This is a genomic window from uncultured Fretibacterium sp., from assembly GCF_938030725.1.
GTDB lineage: Bacteria > Synergistota > Synergistia > Synergistales > Aminobacteriaceae > Fretibacterium.
In genome coordinates this window covers 1-18,359 of the sequence record NZ_CALHIQ010000057.1, presented here as the reverse complement: position 1 = coordinate 18,359, position 18,359 = coordinate 1, and the positions used below count along the sequence as shown (strand labels likewise).

The 18,359-nt window shown below is 72.4% G+C and carries 20 protein-coding genes; 16 read left to right on the top strand and 4 right to left on the bottom strand.

The genetic code is table 11. The features are described from left to right. Nucleotides 1-7 precede the first annotated feature (7 nt). Genes Q0629_RS03530 through hemB form a run of 16 tightly spaced genes read left to right on the top strand, consistent with a single transcriptional unit; the run spans nucleotide 8 to nucleotide 14,472 of the window. Nucleotides 8-514 carry an iron chelate uptake ABC transporter family permease subunit gene (locus tag Q0629_RS03530; RefSeq protein WP_298779018.1) on the top strand — a complete coding sequence of 169 codons (507 nt, stop codon included), beginning with the start codon at nucleotides 8-10 and terminating at the stop codon, nucleotides 512-514. Further along, nucleotides 430-1,011, top strand: a complete 582-nt coding sequence (locus tag Q0629_RS03525; protein WP_298779016.1) for an iron chelate uptake ABC transporter family permease subunit — start codon at nucleotides 430-432, stop codon at nucleotides 1,009-1,011. Before Q0629_RS03530 ends, Q0629_RS03525 begins: the two co-directional genes overlap by 85 nt. Next, the gene (locus Q0629_RS03520; protein WP_298779014.1) at nucleotides 1,008-1,784 is read left to right on the top strand and encodes an ABC transporter ATP-binding protein; all 777 of its coding nucleotides are present in this window, start codon (nucleotides 1,008-1,010) and stop codon (nucleotides 1,782-1,784) included. The genes Q0629_RS03525 and Q0629_RS03520 overlap by 4 nt, the downstream gene beginning before the upstream one ends. Continuing rightward, nucleotides 1,781-2,656 (top strand): ABC transporter substrate-binding protein, encoded by an 876-nt coding sequence (locus Q0629_RS03515; protein ID WP_298779012.1) that lies wholly within the window; start codon nucleotides 1,781-1,783, stop codon nucleotides 2,654-2,656. Before Q0629_RS03520 ends, Q0629_RS03515 begins: the two co-directional genes overlap by 4 nt. Then, nucleotides 2,653-3,360 (top strand): precorrin-2 C(20)-methyltransferase, encoded by a 708-nt coding sequence (locus tag Q0629_RS03510; RefSeq protein ID WP_298779010.1) that lies wholly within the window; start codon nucleotides 2,653-2,655, stop codon nucleotides 3,358-3,360. The genes Q0629_RS03515 and Q0629_RS03510 overlap by 4 nt, the downstream gene beginning before the upstream one ends. Further along, nucleotides 3,357-4,265 (top strand): hypothetical protein, encoded by a 909-nt coding sequence (locus Q0629_RS03505; protein ID WP_298779008.1) that lies wholly within the window; start codon nucleotides 3,357-3,359, stop codon nucleotides 4,263-4,265. Before Q0629_RS03510 ends, Q0629_RS03505 begins: the two co-directional genes overlap by 4 nt. 39 nt (nucleotides 4,266-4,304) lie before the next feature. Next, complete coding sequence (locus Q0629_RS03500; protein ID WP_298779004.1) at nucleotides 4,305-4,949, top strand: precorrin-8X methylmutase; 645 nt, start codon at nucleotides 4,305-4,307, stop codon at nucleotides 4,947-4,949. Continuing rightward, nucleotides 4,946-6,031 (top strand): cobalt-precorrin-5B (C(1))-methyltransferase CbiD, encoded by a 1,086-nt coding sequence (gene cbiD, locus Q0629_RS03495; protein WP_298778998.1) that lies wholly within the window; start codon nucleotides 4,946-4,948, stop codon nucleotides 6,029-6,031. The genes Q0629_RS03500 and cbiD overlap by 4 nt, the downstream gene beginning before the upstream one ends. Nucleotides 6,032-6,054: 23 nt before the next feature. Beyond that, complete coding sequence (gene cbiE / locus Q0629_RS03490; RefSeq protein ID WP_298778996.1) at nucleotides 6,055-7,275, top strand: precorrin-6y C5,15-methyltransferase (decarboxylating) subunit CbiE; 1,221 nt, start codon at nucleotides 6,055-6,057, stop codon at nucleotides 7,273-7,275. A gap of 58 nt (nucleotides 7,276-7,333) precedes the next feature. Continuing rightward, entirely contained in the window at nucleotides 7,334-8,089 is a 756-nt protein-coding gene (cobM, locus tag Q0629_RS03485; protein WP_298778994.1) for a precorrin-4 C(11)-methyltransferase, read from the top strand. Beyond that, complete coding sequence (locus Q0629_RS03480; protein WP_298778993.1) at nucleotides 8,086-9,072, top strand: cobalt-precorrin 5A hydrolase; 987 nt, start codon at nucleotides 8,086-8,088, stop codon at nucleotides 9,070-9,072. The genes cobM and Q0629_RS03480 overlap by 4 nt, the downstream gene beginning before the upstream one ends. Beyond that, nucleotides 9,069-9,803 carry a precorrin-3B C(17)-methyltransferase gene (cobJ, locus tag Q0629_RS03475; RefSeq protein ID WP_298778991.1) on the top strand — a complete coding sequence of 245 codons (735 nt, stop codon included), beginning with the start codon at nucleotides 9,069-9,071 and terminating at the stop codon, nucleotides 9,801-9,803. Before Q0629_RS03480 ends, cobJ begins: the two co-directional genes overlap by 4 nt. After that, the gene (gene cobK, locus Q0629_RS03470) at nucleotides 9,800-11,053 is read left to right on the top strand and encodes a precorrin-6A reductase (protein WP_298778989.1); all 1,254 of its coding nucleotides are present in this window, start codon (nucleotides 9,800-9,802) and stop codon (nucleotides 11,051-11,053) included. The genes cobJ and cobK overlap by 4 nt, the downstream gene beginning before the upstream one ends. Then, nucleotides 11,053-11,982: a hydroxymethylbilane synthase gene (gene hemC, locus Q0629_RS03465; RefSeq protein WP_298778987.1), complete on the top strand. Its 930-nt coding sequence runs from the start codon at nucleotides 11,053-11,055 to the stop codon at nucleotides 11,980-11,982. The genes cobK and hemC overlap by 1 nt, the downstream gene beginning before the upstream one ends. Beyond that, the gene (gene cobA / locus Q0629_RS03460; RefSeq protein WP_298778985.1) at nucleotides 11,979-13,472 is read left to right on the top strand and encodes a uroporphyrinogen-III C-methyltransferase; all 1,494 of its coding nucleotides are present in this window, start codon (nucleotides 11,979-11,981) and stop codon (nucleotides 13,470-13,472) included. Before hemC ends, cobA begins: the two co-directional genes overlap by 4 nt. Nucleotides 13,473-13,497: 25 nt before the next feature. Continuing rightward, nucleotides 13,498-14,472 carry a porphobilinogen synthase gene (gene hemB, locus Q0629_RS03455; protein WP_298778983.1) on the top strand — a complete coding sequence of 325 codons (975 nt, stop codon included), beginning with the start codon at nucleotides 13,498-13,500 and terminating at the stop codon, nucleotides 14,470-14,472. 1 nt (nucleotide 14,473) lies between these two features. On the opposite strand, the gene Q0629_RS03450 is transcribed toward hemB, so the two are convergent. The 4 genes from Q0629_RS03450 to Q0629_RS03435 all read right to left on the bottom strand — a co-directional run. After that, on the bottom strand, nucleotides 14,474-15,859 hold the full coding sequence (locus Q0629_RS03450; protein WP_298778980.1) for a cobyrinate a,c-diamide synthase: 1,386 nt from the start codon (nucleotides 15,857-15,859) through the stop codon (nucleotides 14,474-14,476). Continuing rightward, on the bottom strand, nucleotides 15,856-16,797 hold the full coding sequence (locus tag Q0629_RS03445; protein WP_298778977.1) for a D-alanine--D-alanine ligase: 942 nt from the start codon (nucleotides 16,795-16,797) through the stop codon (nucleotides 15,856-15,858). Before Q0629_RS03445 ends, Q0629_RS03450 begins: the two co-directional genes overlap by 4 nt. Before the next feature lie 71 nt (nucleotides 16,798-16,868). Next, entirely contained in the window at nucleotides 16,869-17,780 is a 912-nt protein-coding gene (locus Q0629_RS03440; protein ID WP_298778975.1) for a DMT family transporter, read from the bottom strand. A 26-nt stretch (nucleotides 17,781-17,806) separates the two neighbouring features. Beyond that, nucleotides 17,807-18,359: pyridoxamine 5'-phosphate oxidase family protein (locus Q0629_RS03435; protein WP_298778973.1), on the bottom strand; the 553-nt coding region annotated here is incomplete at its 5' end.

Genomic DNA, 18,359 nt, shown 5'->3' with positions numbered 1-18,359 from the left:
TTCCTCGATGACTGAGATCGCGGCCTGCCGCAGGGCGCAGAGCCGCAGGGCCTGGGCCGTCGGCGGGGCGCTTCTCCTCGCTCTTGCCTGCACGGTCGTGTGGCGCGTCACGCTGGGGGAGTGGGATATCCCGCTTCCCCGCGTGCTGTATCTGCTGTCCCCGCGCCTGCCGGAGGCGGAGGCCTCCCTGCCGGAGGCGCTCGTGATCCGCTCCGTGCGGCTTCCCCGCCTGTTTGCGGCACTGGGGACGGGCGGATTGCTCAGCGTTTCCGGCGCGCTCCTGCAGGGCATCCTCGCGAACCCCCTGGCGGAGCCCTACACGCTGGGCATCGCCGCCGGAGCGGCCTTCGGCGGGGCGCTGGGGCTCCTGCTGGGCACTGCGGCGGTGATCCCCGCGGCCTTCGCGGGGGCCGTGGGGGCCTGTGCCTCGTGGGGCTCATCGCCTGGCGGGCGGGCGGAGGACAGCTGGTGCTGGCGGGCATCGTCGCCAACGCGGTGTTGTCTGCGGGCGTGACGTTCGTCAAGGCGGTGGCGGACGACAAGCTGGGCGCGATCGTCCTGTGGATGATGGGGAGCTTTTCGGGGGCCGGAGCCTCCGGCGGGGCGGCCGTGTGGGGCGCGGCGGCCCTGGTGCTGGCGTCGGGGCTCTTCTGTGCCCCCATGCTGGACGCCATGTCCCTGGGCTCCGGCCGGGGCGCGATGCTGGGCGTCAACGAGGGGCGCCTCCGGTGCCTTCTGCTCCTGGCGGCCTCCCTGGGCGCTGCGGCGTCGGTGAGCTTCTTCGGCATCATCGGCTTCGTGGGCCTCGTGGTGCCGCACCTGCTTCGGCTGGCCGTCGGCCCGGCGCACCGTCCGCTGATCCTGCTCTCCTTCCTGGCCGGAGGCTGCCTGCTGGCGGCGGCGGACGGCGTGGCTCAGGCCCTTGGGGAGCTGCCCGTCGGCGTGCTCACCGCGCTGATCGGCGGGCCCTTCTTCTGCTGGCTCCTGATCCGGCGAGGGCGGCGGTCATGAGCGCCCCCTGCTTTCGCCTCGCGGACCTGACCGCCGGCTACGGGGACCGGAAGGTCCTGCGGGGCCTCACCGCGGACCTGCCCTCGGGGCGGTTCACCGCGCTGATCGGCCCCAACGGCAGCGGCAAGAGCACGCTCCTGCGCACGATGGCTGGCCTCCTGCCCTACGGCGGCGGGTTGACGCTCCTGGGGCGCGAGGTGCGGGGCGTTTCCCGGCGGCAGTTCGGGCGGCTGGTGGGCGTCGTGCCACAGCACTTTCGCCCGCTCTACCCCTTCTCCGTCTGGGAGGTCATCGGGATGGGGCGGCTGCCCCACCGCGGCTTTCCCGCCCGGCCGCTGAACGCGGAGGACGAGGCGCTCATCGAGGCGGCGGCGGAGCGCGTGGGGGTTCGCTCCCTCCTGTCGCGCGACGTGACGTCGCTGTCGGGCGGCGAAGCGCAGCGGGCGGTCTTGGCCTGTGTGCTGGTCCAGGACCCTCCCGTGCTGCTGCTGGACGAGCCCACCTCGGCCCTGGACCCCCATCAGGCGGCCCGCGTCCTGGGCCTGCTGCGCGAGCTGGCGCGGGAGGGGCGGACGGTGGCCGCCGCGGTGCACGACGTCAACGCAGCGCTTCCCTTCATCGACGACTACCTGGCCCTGAAGGAAGGGCGGTTCTGCTCTCAGGGGCCCGTCGAGGCCCTGGACGGGCGCGTCCTGGAGTCCCTCTACGGCGCGCCGTTTCTATCTTACCGATCAGAAAGGGGGGACGTGATGTGGCGCGCTCTCTGCGAGTGATGACACGGTCCCTGCTGTTCTTTTTCCTGACGTTAACCCTTGTTTTGTCCCCAGGCCTCTCCGCGCCTGCGCTGGCCCTTCGCGTCGTTTCGCTCTATCCGGGGCACTCGGACAACGTGGTGGCCCTCGGTGGGGCGGAGTCGCTGGTGGGGCTGTCGGAGAACGACGACCCGGACCTGCTCCCGAACCTCCCGCGCTTCTCAAAGGAAACGGGGGCTGAGGCCATCCTGGCGCTCTCGCCGGACGTCGTCCTGATGCGGGGCCTGACGCAGCGCGCGAACCCCGGCCTCGCGGACGTGCTGCAGCGGGCGGGCGTCCGGGTGGAGTCCATCGACCCGCCCTCCTGGGACGGCTTTGCGGACTACCTGCGGACGTTGGCCGGCATCCTCGGCCTGGACCCCGAATCGGGCGTGGAGCGGCTCGAGGCGACCAGGGCGGCGATCCAGGAGGAGGCCGCCGCGAGGCGGAAAACCGCCGGAGGGAGGGCGCCGCGCGTCTTCCTGGAGGCCACGGCACGCGAGCTGCACACCTGCGCGCCGGGCTCCTGGGCGGCACACCTCATCGAGCTGGCCGGGGGCGAGAACGCGGCGCGGGAGGCGGAGCCCATTCGCGAGGGCAGCGCGCTGGCCCCCTGGGGGCTTGAGCGGGTGCTGAAGCTCCTGGAGGATGGGCTGGACGTCTACCTCGTCCAGCAGGGCGCGATGAATGCCTCGACGCTGGAGGCGGTGCGGGCCCGGCCCTGGGCCGGGGCCCTGGAGCGCACCCGCCTGGCGGCCATGCCGGAGAGGCTCCTGAGCCGGCCCTCCCTCCTGGGTCTGGAGCGCGGTGGACGGTTCCTGATGGACGTCCTCTACGGGGAAGCGGCCCAATGAAGCTCGTCGTCGTCGGCGTCGGCCCCGGAGGCGTGGACCACATGACGGTGGGAGCGCTGCGGGCCGTTCAGGAGGCGGAACTGACGTTGGTGCCCCGCTCAGGGGTCGGGAAGCCCGGCGTGGCGGAAGGGGCGCTGGCGGAGCGCCTGGGGGACGCCTTTGACCCCGTGCCGATCGTCTTCCCCATGGTCTACGACGCGGCGCGGCGCGACGCGGAGCTGCGGGTCCAGCTGGAGGGGCTTCGGCCCCGGTGGCAGGGCGTCCGAACCGTTGCCCTGCCCGTGATCGGGGACTCCGCGCTCTACGCCACGGGGGCCTACCTGTACGGCGTCTGGCGGGAGCTCGTGCCGGACCTGGAGCTGCAGCTGGTCCCCGGCGTTTCGGCCCACTCGCTGGCCGCGTCCTGCGCACGGCGCTTCCTGGCGCTGGGCGAGGAGGTTCTCTGCGTCGTCCCCGGCACGGCGGAGCCCTCCAAGATCGAGGCGGCTCTCAAGGCCGCGGACGCCGCGGCGCTCTACAAGCCGAGCGCCCTGGGGGAGGAGCTGGCCGGCCTGGTGGCGCAATCCGGCCCGTGGTGCGAGGCGATCCGGGTGGATCGGGCGGGGCTGCCGGAGGAGCGCATCCTGCGCGGCGCCGAGGCCCTCGCCCCGGCAAAGGAGTACCTGTCGGTGCTGCTGCTCTGGAGGCTTAGGGCGGGGGAATGAACCTGGCAGCTCTCCTTGAGGGCGAGGCGTGGCTGACGGTGGACATCCTGCTGGGGCTCGCCATCGGCGGAGCCGTGCTGCGCTGGGGGCTGGCGGACCGGCTGATGGCCCGCCTCACGCCCTGGTTGCGGCGGCACGGGATCGGGCCGCTGGTGGGCCTGTCCCTCACCGTCAGCCTCGGCTCCTCCAGGGCGGGCGCGGCCATCCTGGCCTCCGCGCTGGACGAGGGGCGGCTGGACCGAAGGGCGGCGCTGTGGGGCACGCTCGCCCTGGCGTTTCCCGCCTACCTGCGGCGCTGGCCGGCGACGTTCGCGCTCTGCGCCTCCATGGCGGGGGGCGCGGGCGCCGTCTTTGCGGTCGTGCTCCTCCTGCGGAGCGCGGCCCGTTTTGCCTTGGCCCTGGCCCTACTGCGCCGGGGTGGAGGCTGCGAGACGGAGCCGGACGAATGGACGGCGGAGGGGCGCGCGGCGCGGCGCGGGAGCCTGTTGAGGGACCTTCGCGCCAAGCTCCTGCGGACGCTGCCCCTGGCCTGGGCGCTCTTCGCCGCGGCCTACGCGTTGGTCCCCTGGCTGGAGGGCGCGTTCCAGCGTTGGTTCATGGGGGGGACGTTCCTGCCGCTTTCGGGCTGGGCCGTCGCGGCGGCGTCCATCGCTCACGTCTCCGCCGCGCTGTCGCTGGCGGGGGGCGGCCTGGCGTCCGGGGACCTGAGCCCGGCGCAGGCCGTCTTTGCGCTCCTTCTGGGCAACGGGCTGGGGATACTCACCCGCGCCGTGCGGCAGAACGCGGGGTACTACTTCGGGCTCTTCCCGCCGGACCTGGCGCGGTCGATGCTGTTCTGGAACGTGGGGACGATGCTGCCGCTCGTGCTGTTGAGCCTGCTCCTGGCCGCGGTGCCGCTTGGATGATCGCCCTGCGGCGCGGCGCCACCGGGCGGGCCTGCGGGCATGAAGGATTGGAGAAAGGGGAGCGAGGGCATGAGGCCTGAGGAGATCGAACGCGCCAGCATGGAAATCATCGCGCGCGAGATGGGGGAATGGCGCGGAGCGGCGGAGGATCTGCCCGTGGTGAAGCGCGTCGTCCACGCGACGGCGGACTTCGACTTTGTGAGGACGCTCGCGTTCTCGCAGGGCGCGGTGAACTTGGGGCGTGAGGCGCTGCGGCGCGGCGCCTCGGTGGTGACGGACACGGCCATGGCCGCGGCGGGGGTCAGCAAGCCCTCGGCCGCCCGTTGGGGCGTGGAGGTGGTCTGCCGCATGGCGGACCCGGAGGTGGGGGAGGAGGCCCGGTGTCGGGGCGTCACGCGCGCCGTCGTCTGCATGGAGCGCGCCGTCGAGGCAACGCCCGACGCGGTGTTCGCCATCGGCAACGCACCGACGGCCCTCATGCGCCTGTGCGAGCTCATCCGCGAGGGCCGCGCACGCCCATCGCTGGTGGTGGGCGTTCCGGTGGGCTTCGTGAATGTCGTGGAGTCCAAGGAGGTCCTGGCCGCGATGGACGTGCCGCAGATCGTGGCCATGGGGCGCAAGGGCGGCTCCACCGTGGCTGCAGCCATCCTCAACGCCCTGTTCTACGGCATGGAGGACCGGTGAACGCAGCAGGGCTTCGGGAAGGAGTGACGACCGGAACCTGCGCCGCGGCGGCCGCGAAGGCGGCGGCCCTCCTGCTGACGGAGGGCCTGCCGGAGCGGGTGACGGTGACGGGCCCCACGGGGCGCGAGTTTACCCTGGATGTCCACGCGGTGCCGGGCGGGTGCGCCGTGGTGAAGGACGCGGGGGACGACGCCGACGCGACGGACGGGATGACGGTGTGCGCGTCGCTTGAGGTGTCGGAGGAGCCGGGCGAGGTCGTCTTTGTCGCCGGCCCCGGTGTGGGCACGGTGACGCTTCCGGGGATGAAGGTCCCGCCGGGCGAGCCGGCCATCAACCCCGGACCCCGGCGGATGATCGCGGACGCGCTGCGCGAGGTTCTGGGCGACCGCGCCGTGCGCGTCACGATCTCGATCCCCGGCGGCGAGGAGGTGGCGCGGCGCACCTTCAACCCGCGCCTCGGCGTCGTGGGCGGGCTCTCCGTCCTGGGGACGACGGGCGTCGTGCGCCCCATGGACGAGGGGGCGCTACTGGCGTCGATGACCATGGAGCTCAGTGTCATGCAGTCCCTGGGGGTGCGGCGGCTGGTCATCACGTTCGGCGGCACGGGGGAGAAGGCCCTGCGCCGCGCCTTCGGCCTCGAGGGGCGCTGCGTGGTTCAGGCGGGGAACTATCCGGGCTTCGTGCTGGACGAGGCGCACCGCATGGGGTTCGAGCGCGGCCTGCTGGGAGGGCATCCCGGCAAGCTCCTGAAGGTGGCGGCGGGGTCGTTCCGCACGCACAACCGCGACGCGGACGGACGGCTCGAGGCGCTCTGCACTCAGGCGGCGATCGCGGGCGCGCCCGCTGAAACGGTGCGGCGGCTCTACGAGTGCCGCACGACGGAGAACGCCATGGACCTCCTGGAGGAATTCGGGCTGAAGGGCCTCTGGACGACGCTGGCGGCCGTCGCGGCCCGCCGCGCGACGGATCGCTCCTTCGGGGAGCTCCCCATCGAGGCGGCGTTCGTGGACAACGAGGGCGCGATCCTGGGCGAGACGTCCGGCGCCGGGACCTTCCGCGGACTGCAGGGGCCTGCGGTGTGACGCCCGACGGTGGAGGCGATGCAATGCAGCATGAACTGATCGTGGTTGGGGTGGGGCCTGGCGCTGCGGACCAGATGACGCCCGCGGCGGCGGAGGCCGTACGGGGCGCGGGCTGTGCCGTCGCCGCACCGAGGCACCTGCCCCTCGTCGCGGGACACGCGAACGTCCTGACGCTGGGGCGCTTTTCGGAGACGCTGGACCGCGTCGCTGAGGAGCTGGAGCGTGGCACGGTGGCGGTGCTGGTTTCGGGGGACCCTGGGCTCTACAGCCTTCTGCCGCTGCTGAAGCGCCGCTTCCCTGCCGCGCCGCTGCGCGTCCTCCCCGGCGTGAGCTCGCTTCAGAGCCTGTGTGCCGCAGCGGGGGAGACGTGGGCCGACGCGGCCATCCTGTCGGGGCACGGGCGGCCTCTGACGGCCTCCCGATTCCTGAACGCCGTGGAGCGGGGTCGTCTGACCGCACTCTTCTGCGGGGACGAGTGCTCGCCCCGCTGGGCTTGCGAGGCGCTGGCGGGTGCCGTGGGCGGCCTGGGGGAGCGCGTGGAGGCCATCGTGGGGGAGCGCCTGAGCTACCCGGACCAGCGCGTGACGCGGGGCCGTCCGGCGGAGCTGACGGGGCGGGATTTCGACCCGCTCTCCCTCGTCCTGCTGCGCAACTCCGAGCCATGGACGCCGCCCTTCGGCCGGCCGAAGGACGAGGACTTCGTGCGGGGCCGGCCCCCCATGACGAGGGCGGAGGTGCGAAGCGTCGTCCTGGACCGGCTGGAGCTGACGCCGGATGCCGTCCTGTGGGACGTGGGCGCGGGCACGGGCTCCGTTTCCGTCGCGGCGGCGCTGGCCTGCCCCGACGGGGAGGTCCACGCCCTGGAGTGCGTCCCGGAGGCCCTGGAGCTCCTGGAGCGCAACCGGGAGCGGTTTCGCCTGCACAACGTGACGATCCACGCCGGTCGGGCCCTCGCCCTCCTCGACGGGCTGCCCCGCCCGACCCACGCCTTCGTCGGGGGCAGCGGCGGTGAGCTGGAGGGCCTGCTGGACCGGCTCTCGACCTTCGACGGCTGTCGCGTGCTGGTGTCCGCCGTGACGCTTGAGACGCTGGCGCAGGCCGCGACGATCCTGAGGGGGCCGCTCTGGCATGGGCTTGAGGCCGTGCAGGTCGCCGTCGCCGCGAGCCGGCCCCTGGGGCAGGGCCTTCTGATGGCGGGGAGCAACCCCGTGACGCTCCTCGGCGCCTGGTCCGGGCCGCGCTGAGGCCCGTGCCCTCCGCCGGAGGAAGCGCTGTTGATGATACGGATACGGAGGCTGTGAGATGATCTACTTTATCGGGGCGGGGCCCGGTGCGCCGGACCTCATCACCCTGCGCGGCGCGGAGCTCTTGAGGAGGGCGGGCATGATCGTCTACGCGGGCTCGCTCGTCAACCCGGCGCTTCTGGACTACGCGCCCCAGGGCTGCGAGGTGTACGACAGCGCGCTCATGACGCTGGACGAGGTGATGGAGAAGCTCCTGGACGGGGAGAGGCGCGGGCTGACGACGGTGCGCCTCCACACGGGGGACCCGTCGCTCTACGGCGCCATCCGAGAGCAGATGGACCGGCTTCGGGCGGAGGGCGTCGAGTTCAGCGTCGTGCCGGGGGTGAGCTCCTTCTGCGCGGCGGCGGCGGCCATTCCGGCGGAGTACACGTTGCCCGGCGTCAGCCAGACTCTCATCATCAGCCGCATGGAGGGCCGGACGCCCGTCCCGGCGCGCGAGGGCATCCGCTCTCTGGCCGCCCACGGGGCCTCCATGGTGCTGTTCCTGTCGAGCGCCATGCTGAAGGAGCTTGCCAGTGAACTCATCGCGGGGGGGTATCCGCCGGAGACCCCGGCCGCGCTGGTGTACAAGGCCTCCTGGCCCGACGAACGCGTGCTGCGCGGTCCCCTGGCGTCGATCCCGGCCATGGCGGAGGAGGCGGGCATCAGCAAGACAGCCCTCGTCCTGGTGGGGGGCTTCCTGGGGGACGAGTACGACCTCTCGCGGCTCTACGACGCCTCCTTCTCCCACGGCTGTCGAAGGGCCTCCCAATGAGGGACGGTCCCGTCGTGCTGGTCGCCTTCACCGAGGCGGGGGCGACCCTGGCCGTGCGGCTGGCTGAACGGCTGGGGGGGAGGGCCTTTGCGCCGGATCGCTGCCTCGTGCCGGGCGCGGAGCGGCTCGACCCCGACGGCGGCGTGAGGGGATGGGCGGGGGACTGGTTTCAGCGCGCGGGGGCGATGGTCTTCGTCTGTGCGTGCGGCATCGCGGTGCGTGCCATCGCGCCCTGGGTGCGCGCTAAGACGCAGGACCCCGCCGTGGTCGTGACGGACGAGGCGGGGCGCTTCGTGATCCCCATCCTGTCGGGGCACATCGGCGGGGCGAACCGGCTGGCCCGCCGCGTCGCGGACCTCACGGGCGGTGCGGCCGTCGTGACGACGGCTACGGACGTGAACGGCGTGACCGCCGTGGACGAGTGGGCCGTGGAGAATCGGTGCGCCATCCAGAACCCGCGCGCCATCAAGGCGGTGTCCGCGGCCGTCTTGGCCGGGGAGAGGGTGGGCGTGGCGGTGACGGATGAGCTTCAGCCCGCCCCCTGGCCCGTGACGCTGTGGCTTCGGCCCCGGGTGCTGACGCTGGGCGTCGGGTGCGTCAGGGGCGCGGATGCCGGGGAGGTTCGGGAGGCGGCGCGGGACTTCCTGGACGGCGCGGGCGTTTCGCCCCTGTCGCTTCGGGCCCTGGCCTCCATCGACCTGAAACGGGACGAGGCGGCCCTGCTGTCGCTGGCGGACGCCTACGGCGTCCCGTTCCTGACGTTCGGCGCGGACCAGCTTGCCGCGGTGCCGGGGCGCTTCTCCTCGTCGGAGAGGGTGCGCGAGGTCACGGGTGTGGACAACGTCTGTGAGCGGGCGGCGGTGCTGGCCGCGTCGGAGGGCGGCGGGGCCGTGCTCTTGCGGAGTAAGGCGCGGTACCCCGGCATGACCTTTGCCCTGGCGCGGGCCAGGGGTGCGAAAGAATTGGGGGGCACTGAAGAATGATCCGGGTGGTAGGGCTGGGGCCGGGAGGCCGGGACGAGATGACGCCGAGGGCGCTTGAGGCGCTCTCGCGTTGCGACGTGATCCTGGGGTACAGGGCGTACGTCGAGCTGATCGAGCCGGTGCTGCCGGGCAAGGAGTATCGCGCGTCCTCCATGAGGCAGGAGGCGGACCGCTGTCGCGAGGCGCTGGCGCTCTCCGCGTCGGGGCGCGCCGTCGGGATCGTCTCGAGCGGGGACCCGGGCGTCTACGGCATGGCCGGCCTCCTGTTGGAGCTGGCGGGGGAGGACGTGGAGGTGGAGGTCGTTCCGGGCATCACGGCGGCCGTCTCGGCCGCGGCGGTCCTGGGCGCGCCTTTGATGAACGACTTCGCCGTCGTCAGCCTGAGCGACCTCCTGACGCCGTGGGACGCGATCGAGAAGCGGATCGATGCGGCGTCCTGCGCCGACTTCGTCCTCTGCCTCTACAACCCCGCGAGCCGGGGCCGACCGGAGCACTTTCGCCGCGCCTGCGACCTGGTCCTGCGGCACAGGCCGCCCGAGACGCCCGCGGGCTGGGTCCGCAACGCGGGCCGCAGCGGGGAGCGACACGGCGTCACGACGCTTGGGGCGATCCGGGACGTGGAGCTTGACATGTTCTGCACGGCCGTCATCGGCTGTTCCGCGACCTTCGTGAAGGGCGGCCGCATGGTGACGCGGCGCGGTTACCGAAGCGCGGAGGAGGCGGAGCGTTGAGCGGCGGACGCCTCCTCCTGTTCGGCGGGACGACGGAGGCGCGGGAGCTCCTGGAGCGCGGACTGCCCGCGATCTATTGCGCGGCCACGGACTACGGCGCCGACCTGGTCCGCGGCCTGCCGAACGTCGAGGCGAGGCCGGGGCGGCTCGACGTGGAGGGTATCGCGGCCCTGATCCGGGACGAAGGGGTCCCCTGCGTCATCGACGCCACGCACCCCTACGCCAGGGAGGTCACGGCCAACGTCCGGGCCGCCTGTGAGCGCACGGGCACGCCCCTGCTGCGCGTGCTGCGGGCGAGCGGGGTCCCGTCCGGGGCGGAGGGCGTCACGCGCGTCCCCTCCTGTGCTGCGGCGGCGGAGCTCCTGAACGCGAGGGAGGGGGCCGTCCTGCTGACGGTGGGAAGCAAGGAGCTTCCGGCCTTCGCGTCCGTTCGGGACGGCGGGCGGCGCCTCTTCGCGCGGGTCCTTCCGGCGGAGGAGTCGCTGCGCGCCTGCGCGGCGATCGGCCTCGACCCCGCCCACGTCCTGGCCATGCAGGGGCCGTTCTCGCTTGAGATGAACCTGGCCATGCTGAGGGACGTCGGCGCCACCGCGCTGGTGACGAAGGACGGCGGCCCCGCGGGCGGTATGGAGGCGAAGCTGACGGCCGCACGCCGGCTGGGCGTCGAGGTTATTCTGGTGGCGCGGCCGGTGGACGGCGGTGTCTCCGTCGAGGAGGCCCTCCTGTGGGCGCGGCGGATTCTGGGACTGAGCCGGCCCCCCCTCTTCCCCGTGATGCGGGACATCGAGGGGCGGCTCGTCCTGGTGGTGGGGGGCGGGGCCGTGGCGCGGCGCAGGGCGGAGACGCTCCTACGGTGCGGCGCGCGGGTGCGGGCCGTCAGCCCCCGCTTCTGCGACGACTTCCCCGAGGTGGCAGAGCGCCTGCAGCGAACCTTCGCGCCGGAGGACCTGGACGGCGCCCTCCTGGCGGTGGCAGCCTCGAGCAGCCGCACGACGAACCGCGAGGCGGCCCGCCGTGCCAGGGAGCGCGGCATCCCCGTCAGCGTCGCAGACAACGCGGCGGAGGGGGACTTCTTCTTCCCGTCCCTCATCGCGTCGGGCGCGGCGGCGGCCTCCGTCTCCAGCGCCGGACTCTCCTGTTCCCTCACCCGACGGCTTTCGGACCGCCTGCGGGCGGTGTGGGAGGGCTGGGTGGCGGAGGAGAGAGCGACGCTGCAGCGGGAGAAGGGCGGGACGGAAGGGTGCGACTGATGTCGACGAAACGAAAGCTGCGCGTTGGCGGGCGGGCCAGCCATCTGGCCGTGGCCCAGAGCCGTCTGGTGATGTCCGCCATCGCCGCGGCGCACCCGGAGCTGGAGCTGGAGCTGGTGACGTTCCGCACAACGGGGGACGTGAACATGAAGCCCTTCGCCGAGGCCTCGGATCCGGCGGGCATCAAGGGGCTCTTCACGCTGGAGCTGGAGCGGGCCCTGCTCGACGGAACCATCGACCTGGCGGTACACAGCCTGAAGGACCTGCCCATGGTTCAGGACCCCCGCCTGCCCATCGTGGCGTACTCGCGGCGGGATGACCCGCGCGACGCGCTGGTGCTGCCCGTGGGCGCGGACGGTCGGGCGCTGGAGGACGGGGGCGGGGCCATCGGGTGCTCCTCGCTGCGTCGCCGCCTGCAGCTGGCACGCCTCTTTCCGGGGCGGGCGACGGAGCCGGTGCGGGGCAGCGTGTCGACGCGCCTGCGCAAGCTGGACGAGGGGCAGTTCTCCATGCTGGTGCTGGCCGCGGCGGGGCTGAAGCGTCTCAGGCTTGAGGCGCGCGCGTCGCGCATCCTCGGCGTGGAGGAGATGGTCCCGGCGGCGGGACAGGGCATCCTGGCGTGTCAGGGGCGTGCGGACGAGGCCTACGAGTTCCTTGACGCCGTGCGGGACCGGGATTCGGAGGACTGTGCGCGGGCGGAGCGAAGCTTCGCCGCTGCGCTGGGGGGCGGCTGCACGCAGCCCGTGGGGGCGTTCGCCTCCGTGAGGGGCGAGGAGTTGACGCTCACGGGGTTTTGCCTGTTGGACGCCCGGGTGGGGGAGCGGCGGGGCAGCATCGTGGGGCCCCGCGACAGGGCGGAGGCTTTGGGCCGGCGCCTGGCCGCGCGCCTCGCGCCGAACGCGGTACTGAGAGAGGGGGCCGGAGCATGAACGAGGGAAGGGTTGGCCGGGTGTGGCTCGTGGGCGCGGGGCCGGGGGACGCGGGGCTCCTGACGCTGCGGGGCCGCGAGGTCCTGCAGGACGCGGAGGCGGTGGTCTACGACCGGCTGGTGGGCGACGGCGTCCTGGCCATGATCCCGTCGGGCGCGGAGCGCGTGGACGTCGGCAAGAGCGGCGGCAGTCATCCGGTGCCCCAGCGGGAGATCGAGGCGCTGCTGGTGCGCCTCGCGCTGTCGGGCAGGCGGGTCGTGCGCCTGAAGGGGGGCGACCCCTTCCTCTTCGGCCGCGGGGGCGAGGAGGCGGAGGCGCTTCGGCAGCACGGCGTCCCCTTCGAGGTCGTGCCTGGCGTCACCTCCGCCGTGGCCGCTCCGGCCTGGGCGGGCATCCCGGTGACGCACCGCGGCCTGGCCTCGTCGCTCCACGTCGTCACGGCGCACAGCCGCGAGGGGGGCCTGCCGGACCTGGACTTCGAGGCGCTGGCCCGCCTGGAGGGGACGCTGGTCTTCCTCATGGGGGTGGAGGGTGCGCCCGAACTCTGCGCCCGACTGATGGAGGCGGGGATGGCCCCGGAGACCCCCGCCGCAGCCGTGGAGCGCGGGACCTCCGCGCGCCAGCGCCGCGTGTTCGCGACGCTTCGGACGCTGGCGGAGGCGATGCGCGACGCGGGGGTCTGCCCTCCAGCGGTCCTCGTCGTTGGGGCCGTGGCGGCGCTGGGCGAGCGCTTCGACTGGCGGGCCGCCCTGCCGCTCTCCGGGGTGCGCGCCGCCGTGACGCGGCCTCGGGAGCGCGCGGGGCGCCTGTCGCGGATGCTCCGGGACGCGGGAGCGGAGGTCCTGGAGGTCCCCTGCATCGCCACGGAGCCGCTGGAGGAGCCCCTTTCGCGCATCGGGGGTGCGGACTGGGCCGTCTTCACCAGCGCGGCGGGGATCGAGGCCCTGACGGTGCGCCTGGCCCGCGAGGGGCGGGACGTTCGGGAGCTGGGAGGCGCGCGCCTCGCGGCCATCGGGCCGGCGACGACGGAGGCCCTGAGGGTCTGTGGCCTGAGGGTTGACTTGATGCCGGACATCTACGACGGCGAGCACCTGGCCATTGCCCTGGCGGGGCGCGTGAAGGCGGGGGAGAAGGTCCTGCTGCTGCGGGCGGAGGAGCACGGACCGGAGCTGACGGAGGGGCTTCGGGCTGCCGGCGTCTCCCTTCGGGAGGTGCCGCTGTATCGCACCTGCCGCCTTCGCCCGGAACTGCCGGAGAACTTGGACATGGCGTTCTTCACCAGCGCCTCGACCGTCCGGGCCTTCGCCGCCTGCGCTCCGGCGGGCTGGAGGGGCTGGACCGAGGTCGCGGCGCTCTGCATCGGGCGCCAGACGGCGCGCGCTGCGCGGGAGGCCGGCTTCGCGCGGGTCTTCACGGCGGGCTCCGCGACGCTCGAGGCGCTTCTCGCCGCGGCCGTGGCCGCGCGGGGTCAAATCGCAGCCGCCCGATGAGGGGCGGCGCAGGGGAGGGATCATCGTGATCGTTCGTCCAAGGCGGCTGCGCCGAACGGCAGCCATTCGCGATATGGTGAGGGAGACGAGGCTTGCGACCTCGATGTTGGTGTACCCGATCTTCGTCCGGGAGGGCAGGGGCGTCGTGGAGGAGCTCTCGGCCATGCCGGGCCAGATGCGCTGGAGCCCGGACACGCTGCCCCGCATCCTGGAGCGGGCCGCGGGAGCCGGCATCGGCGGCGTGCTGCTCTTTGGCATTCCGGACCACAAGGACGAGACGGGGAGCCAGGCCTGGGCGGAGGACGGCGTCGTCCAGCGGGCGATGCGCACGGCGAAGCGGGAGTTCCCCGACCTGACGGTCATCGGGGACGTGTGCCTCTGCGAGTACACGTCCCACGGCCACTGCGGAGTGCTGAAGGGAAAGACGGTCGACAACGACCCGACGGTCGAGCTCCTGGCCCGAACGGCCGTGTCTCAGGCCCAGGCCGGCGCGGACATCGTGGCGCCCTCCGACATGATGGACGGGCGCGTGGGCGCCATCCGATCGGCACTGGACGACGCAGGCCTGACGGAAACGGCGATCCTCTCCTACGCGGTGAAGTACGCCTCCGCGTTCTACGGGCCGTTCCGCGAGGCGGCGCAGTCCGCCCCCTCCTTCGGGGACCGGCGGGGCTACCAGATGGACCCCTGCAATGTGCGCGAGGGGATACGGGAGGCGCTGCTGGACGTCGAGGAGGGCGCCGACATGATCCTGGTCAAGCCGGGCCTGCCCTACCTGGACGTGCTGCGCGCGGTGAAGGAGCGGGTGAGCGTGCCCGTGGGGAGCTATTCCGTCAGCGGCGAGTACTCCATGATCAAGGCTGCGGCGGCCAACGGCTGGCTGGACGAGCGGCGCGTCGTGTGCGAGTCGGCCGTCTGTCTGGCGCGGGCCGGCGCGGACATCGTCGTCACCTACTTCGCCCTGTCCCTGGCGGACTGGATTCGAGAGGGGTTGGCCTAGGTCACCGTCCGCCCGCCGACGCGCCGCGGAAGGCACGGCAGCGGGCGAGGAACGACTCTGCCGCGTCCGGCAGGCCTGCCAGGTTGAGGTGGAGGTAGGAGGCCAGGACGTTCCCGCGGGCGTACCCACCGCTGTGGGCCGCGCCCGTGCGCTTCCTCTCAATGCGGAAGGCCCAGGGGAAGTCCTCCGCCTCCGGCGTCATGGCGGAGAAGTGGAACTCGTGCCCTCGCAGGAGCGTCCCCGCCGGGCCGAGGACGGTGTCACGGAGGGCGCGGGCCTCCACGTAGCCCACGGCCTCGAGGCGGTGCTGCATCCGACAGGACGCGGGCAGGACGCCCGCCATCTCGAAGGCGGCGCCCTCCATGTCGGTGATGGAGCGACACAGGTACATCATCCCGCCGCACTCCGCCAGGATGGGGACGCCGCGCTCCGCGGCGCGGGCCACGCTCCGCCGCATGGCGGCGTTGGCCGCGAGCTCCCCCGCAAATCGCTCCGGAAACCCTCCGCCCAGGATCACGCCGTCCGCCTCCGGCAGCGCCTCGTCCTGCATGGGGCTGAAGGGGATCAGCTCCGCCCCCCGATCCTCCAGGGCCGACAGGCTGTCCGGGTAGTAGAAGGAGAAGGCCAGGTCCTGCGCCACGGCGATCCGCACGTCCTTTGCGGCGCGGGACCTCGTCCCCTCCGGCGGCAGGGAAAGGGGCGGTGCGGACCGTGCGATGGCGAGGAGCGCGTCGACGTCCACGCCGCGCTCCACCGCTTCGCGGATGCGGTCCAGGTGTGCGGCGTCGTGCGTTTCCGCCTCCGGCACGAGGCCCAGATGGCGCTCCGGCAGGGCGAGGGCCTCGTCGCGCATCACGGCCCCCAGCAGAGGGATGCCGACGCGCTCCAGCGCCTCCGCGATCGTGTCTCGGTGCGAGGCCGACCCCAGGCGGTTCAGGATGACGCCGCGGAGGTCCACCGACCTGTCGTACTCCCGAAACCCCAATGCCACGGCCGCGGCGCTCTGGCCCATGGAGCGCGCGTCAACGACCAGCACGACGGGCAGGCCCAGGAGCTTCGCGATCTCCGCGCTGCTGCTGACGCCGCCGCGACCGCCGTCGTAGAGGCCCATCACGCCCTCTGCCACGGCCACGTCCGCCCCACGGGAGGTGCGGGCGAAGAGGCCCTTCATGACCGCGGGAGGCGTCAGCCACGTGTCGAGGCTCAGGACCTCGCAGTGCCCTGCTGCGCGGTGGAACCCCGGGTCGATGTAGTCCGGCCCGACCTTGTATCCCATGACACGCAGGCCCCGTCGGTACAGCGCCGCCAGGAGGCCGCAGACTATTGTTGTCTTGCCGGACCCGCTTGCCGCTGCGGCCACCAGGAGACGGGGCTGGGCCGTCGTCATGCCTGCTCCCCGCGCCTCAGCGCGGCGCGGACGAGGTGCGAAACGAACTCCGAGAACTCCAGCCCGGCGGCCCGCGCCGCCTTAGGCACGAGGCTCGTCGCCGTCATGCCGGGGGCGGTGTTGACCTCCAGGATCCAGGGGGTGCCGTCCTCTGAGAGGCGGAAGTCCGCCCGGCTGTAGTCGCGACAGCCCAGGGCGCGGTGGGCCGCCACGGCCGAGCCGGCGACGCGCTCCGCGACGGCCGGCGCGAGGGGCGCCGGCACGAGGTACTCCGTGGCCCCGACCGTGTACTTGTTCCGGTAGTCGTAGAACCCGGCGTGGGGGATGATCTCGATGACGGGGAGGGCTTCGGGCGATCCGTCCCGCTCCCACACGGCCGCGGTGAGCTCGCGCCCGCCGATGTACTCCTCGATGAGGACCGCAGGGCCGTACTCCTGTCGTGCCAGAGCCACGGCCGCCCTCAGGGCGTCCGCCGTGACGTGCCGCAGGATCGTGATCCCCACAGTGCTGCCGCCGGAGCAGGGCTTGACGACGACGGCGTCACCCAGCTCAGCCCGCACGGCCTCGAGGTCCGGCGCGCCCTTCGGCAGCAGGATTCCCTTCGGCACGGTCAGGCCCGCCGCGCGAAGGGCGGCGCACGACCGTCCCTTGTCCATGGCCAGAGCGCAGACGTTGGGGTCGGACCCCGTGTAGGGCAACCCCATCGCCTCAAGCTGTGCCTCAAGCCGCCCGTCCTCGCCCCAGCTGCCGTGCATGGCCACGAAGGCCGCGTCGAACCCCCTGAGGGAGTGGCGCGCCTCCTCGAGGGTTCGCAGGTCCACGGCCTCCGCCCGGTACCCCGCTTCGGCCAACGCCGCGGTCACCGCAGCCCCGCTCCTCAGCGATACCTCGCGCTCTGCGCCGTCCCCGCCGCAGAGCACCGCAATACGTTCGTTCACGCTGTCTCCCCCTTCATCCTCGGCTCCCAGGCTGTTTTTTGTCCGGGCCTATTATACCTGACGCAGCGGCCCTAACGCCGGATGCGGCTCGTCAGGGCGGCGGCGATCAGGATGCAGGCGATGCCCGCAGCGGACCTCGATGTCAAGGTTTCCCCCAGGAGCAGGATGCCGATGGCGACGCCCGTCATGGGCTCAAAGTTGCTGAGGAGCGAGGCCTTCACCTCCCCGCACAGGAAGACGCCCTTTTGAAAGAGGGAGATGGCGAGGACGGTGGCGAAGAGGCCCAACATCCAGTAGGCCGTCCAGGCCTGCCACGGAGCAAAGAGGCGCAGGTCCTCCGTCAGCAGGCCGAAGGCCCCGACCTCCGCCGCAGCGAAGACCGAGAGCCAGAAGGTGACCGCCGTCGCGGGAAGGGAGCCCAGAGAGCTGTGCCCTAGGAGGATGATGTAGAGCGCGAAGGTGAGGCCGGAGGCGACGGCGAGCGCCATCCCCATGGCCTCGGATTTCACGCCTTCTGAGGGGCTGTAGAGGAGGAGCACACCGGCGGTGCAGAGCGCGGCGCAGAGCAACTTCGGCCCCGTGAGGGGCGAACGGAAGAACAGCGCCATCAGGGTGATGACCATGATGGGGTAGGTGAAGTGGAGCGTGGTGGCCAGCCCCGAACCGATGTGGTTGTAGGACAGGTAGAGCAAGATGGGCGTCAAGGCGTAGAAAATCGAGAGCTTCAGGACATCGAGCATCTGACGGCGCGTGATCCGCAGCGAAAAGCCCGGAATGAAGAGCGGGAGGAGGAGGGAGATCAGGGCTCCCGTCCCGAAGCGGCCGAAGACGGCCGTGCAGGCGTTGCCGCCGTGCTGATAGGCGAACTTCGTGATGAGCGGCATGGTGCCGAACAACACCGCGGACAGGATGGCGCAGAGCGCGCCCAAGCCCTCGCCGCCCCTCGGCTGCGCCGCGTTCTCTTCCGGTGCGATTCGGTTCATGAGGGCTGTGTTCCCTTCCTGCCGGACTACTGCTTCCGGCCCTTGCCTGAGATGGACGCGACGTCCAGGCGCAGGACGCGCACCGCCTTGAAGGCGGCCTCGATGTACTTCAGCCCGCTCTCGATGAATTCCGGCGAGTACTTGCGAAGGATCGCTTCAAGGCCCTGACGTTTCTCCTCGTCGTCCTCCACGGTAGAGACCCGTCCGCAGACGATGGCGGACCGATAGAGCGTGCTGAACTTCTCCGGCAGAAGTTTTGTGCTGCTGACGACGGTGAAGCAGGCGTCCGGGCAGTGCCGGAGGTTCACGATCTTCTGCCCCTCCGCGTTGGCACAGTGCAGGTATATGCGCCCGTCCTCCAGCGCGAAGTTGAGCGGCACGCCGTAGGGCGTCCCGTCCGGGCAGACGGTCGAGAGGACGCCGTACTCCCCCTGCTGCAGGACCTCGCGGGTCTCCTCCTCGCTCAACTGCCGATCCCTGCGCCGCATGTCCATCTTCTTCTCCATATCGCGAAGCCTCCTGTGCTGTGTGTCGTTGGTGAGGGCCCATGGCCGTGACGCCGATGGGGCGTCGTCCGCA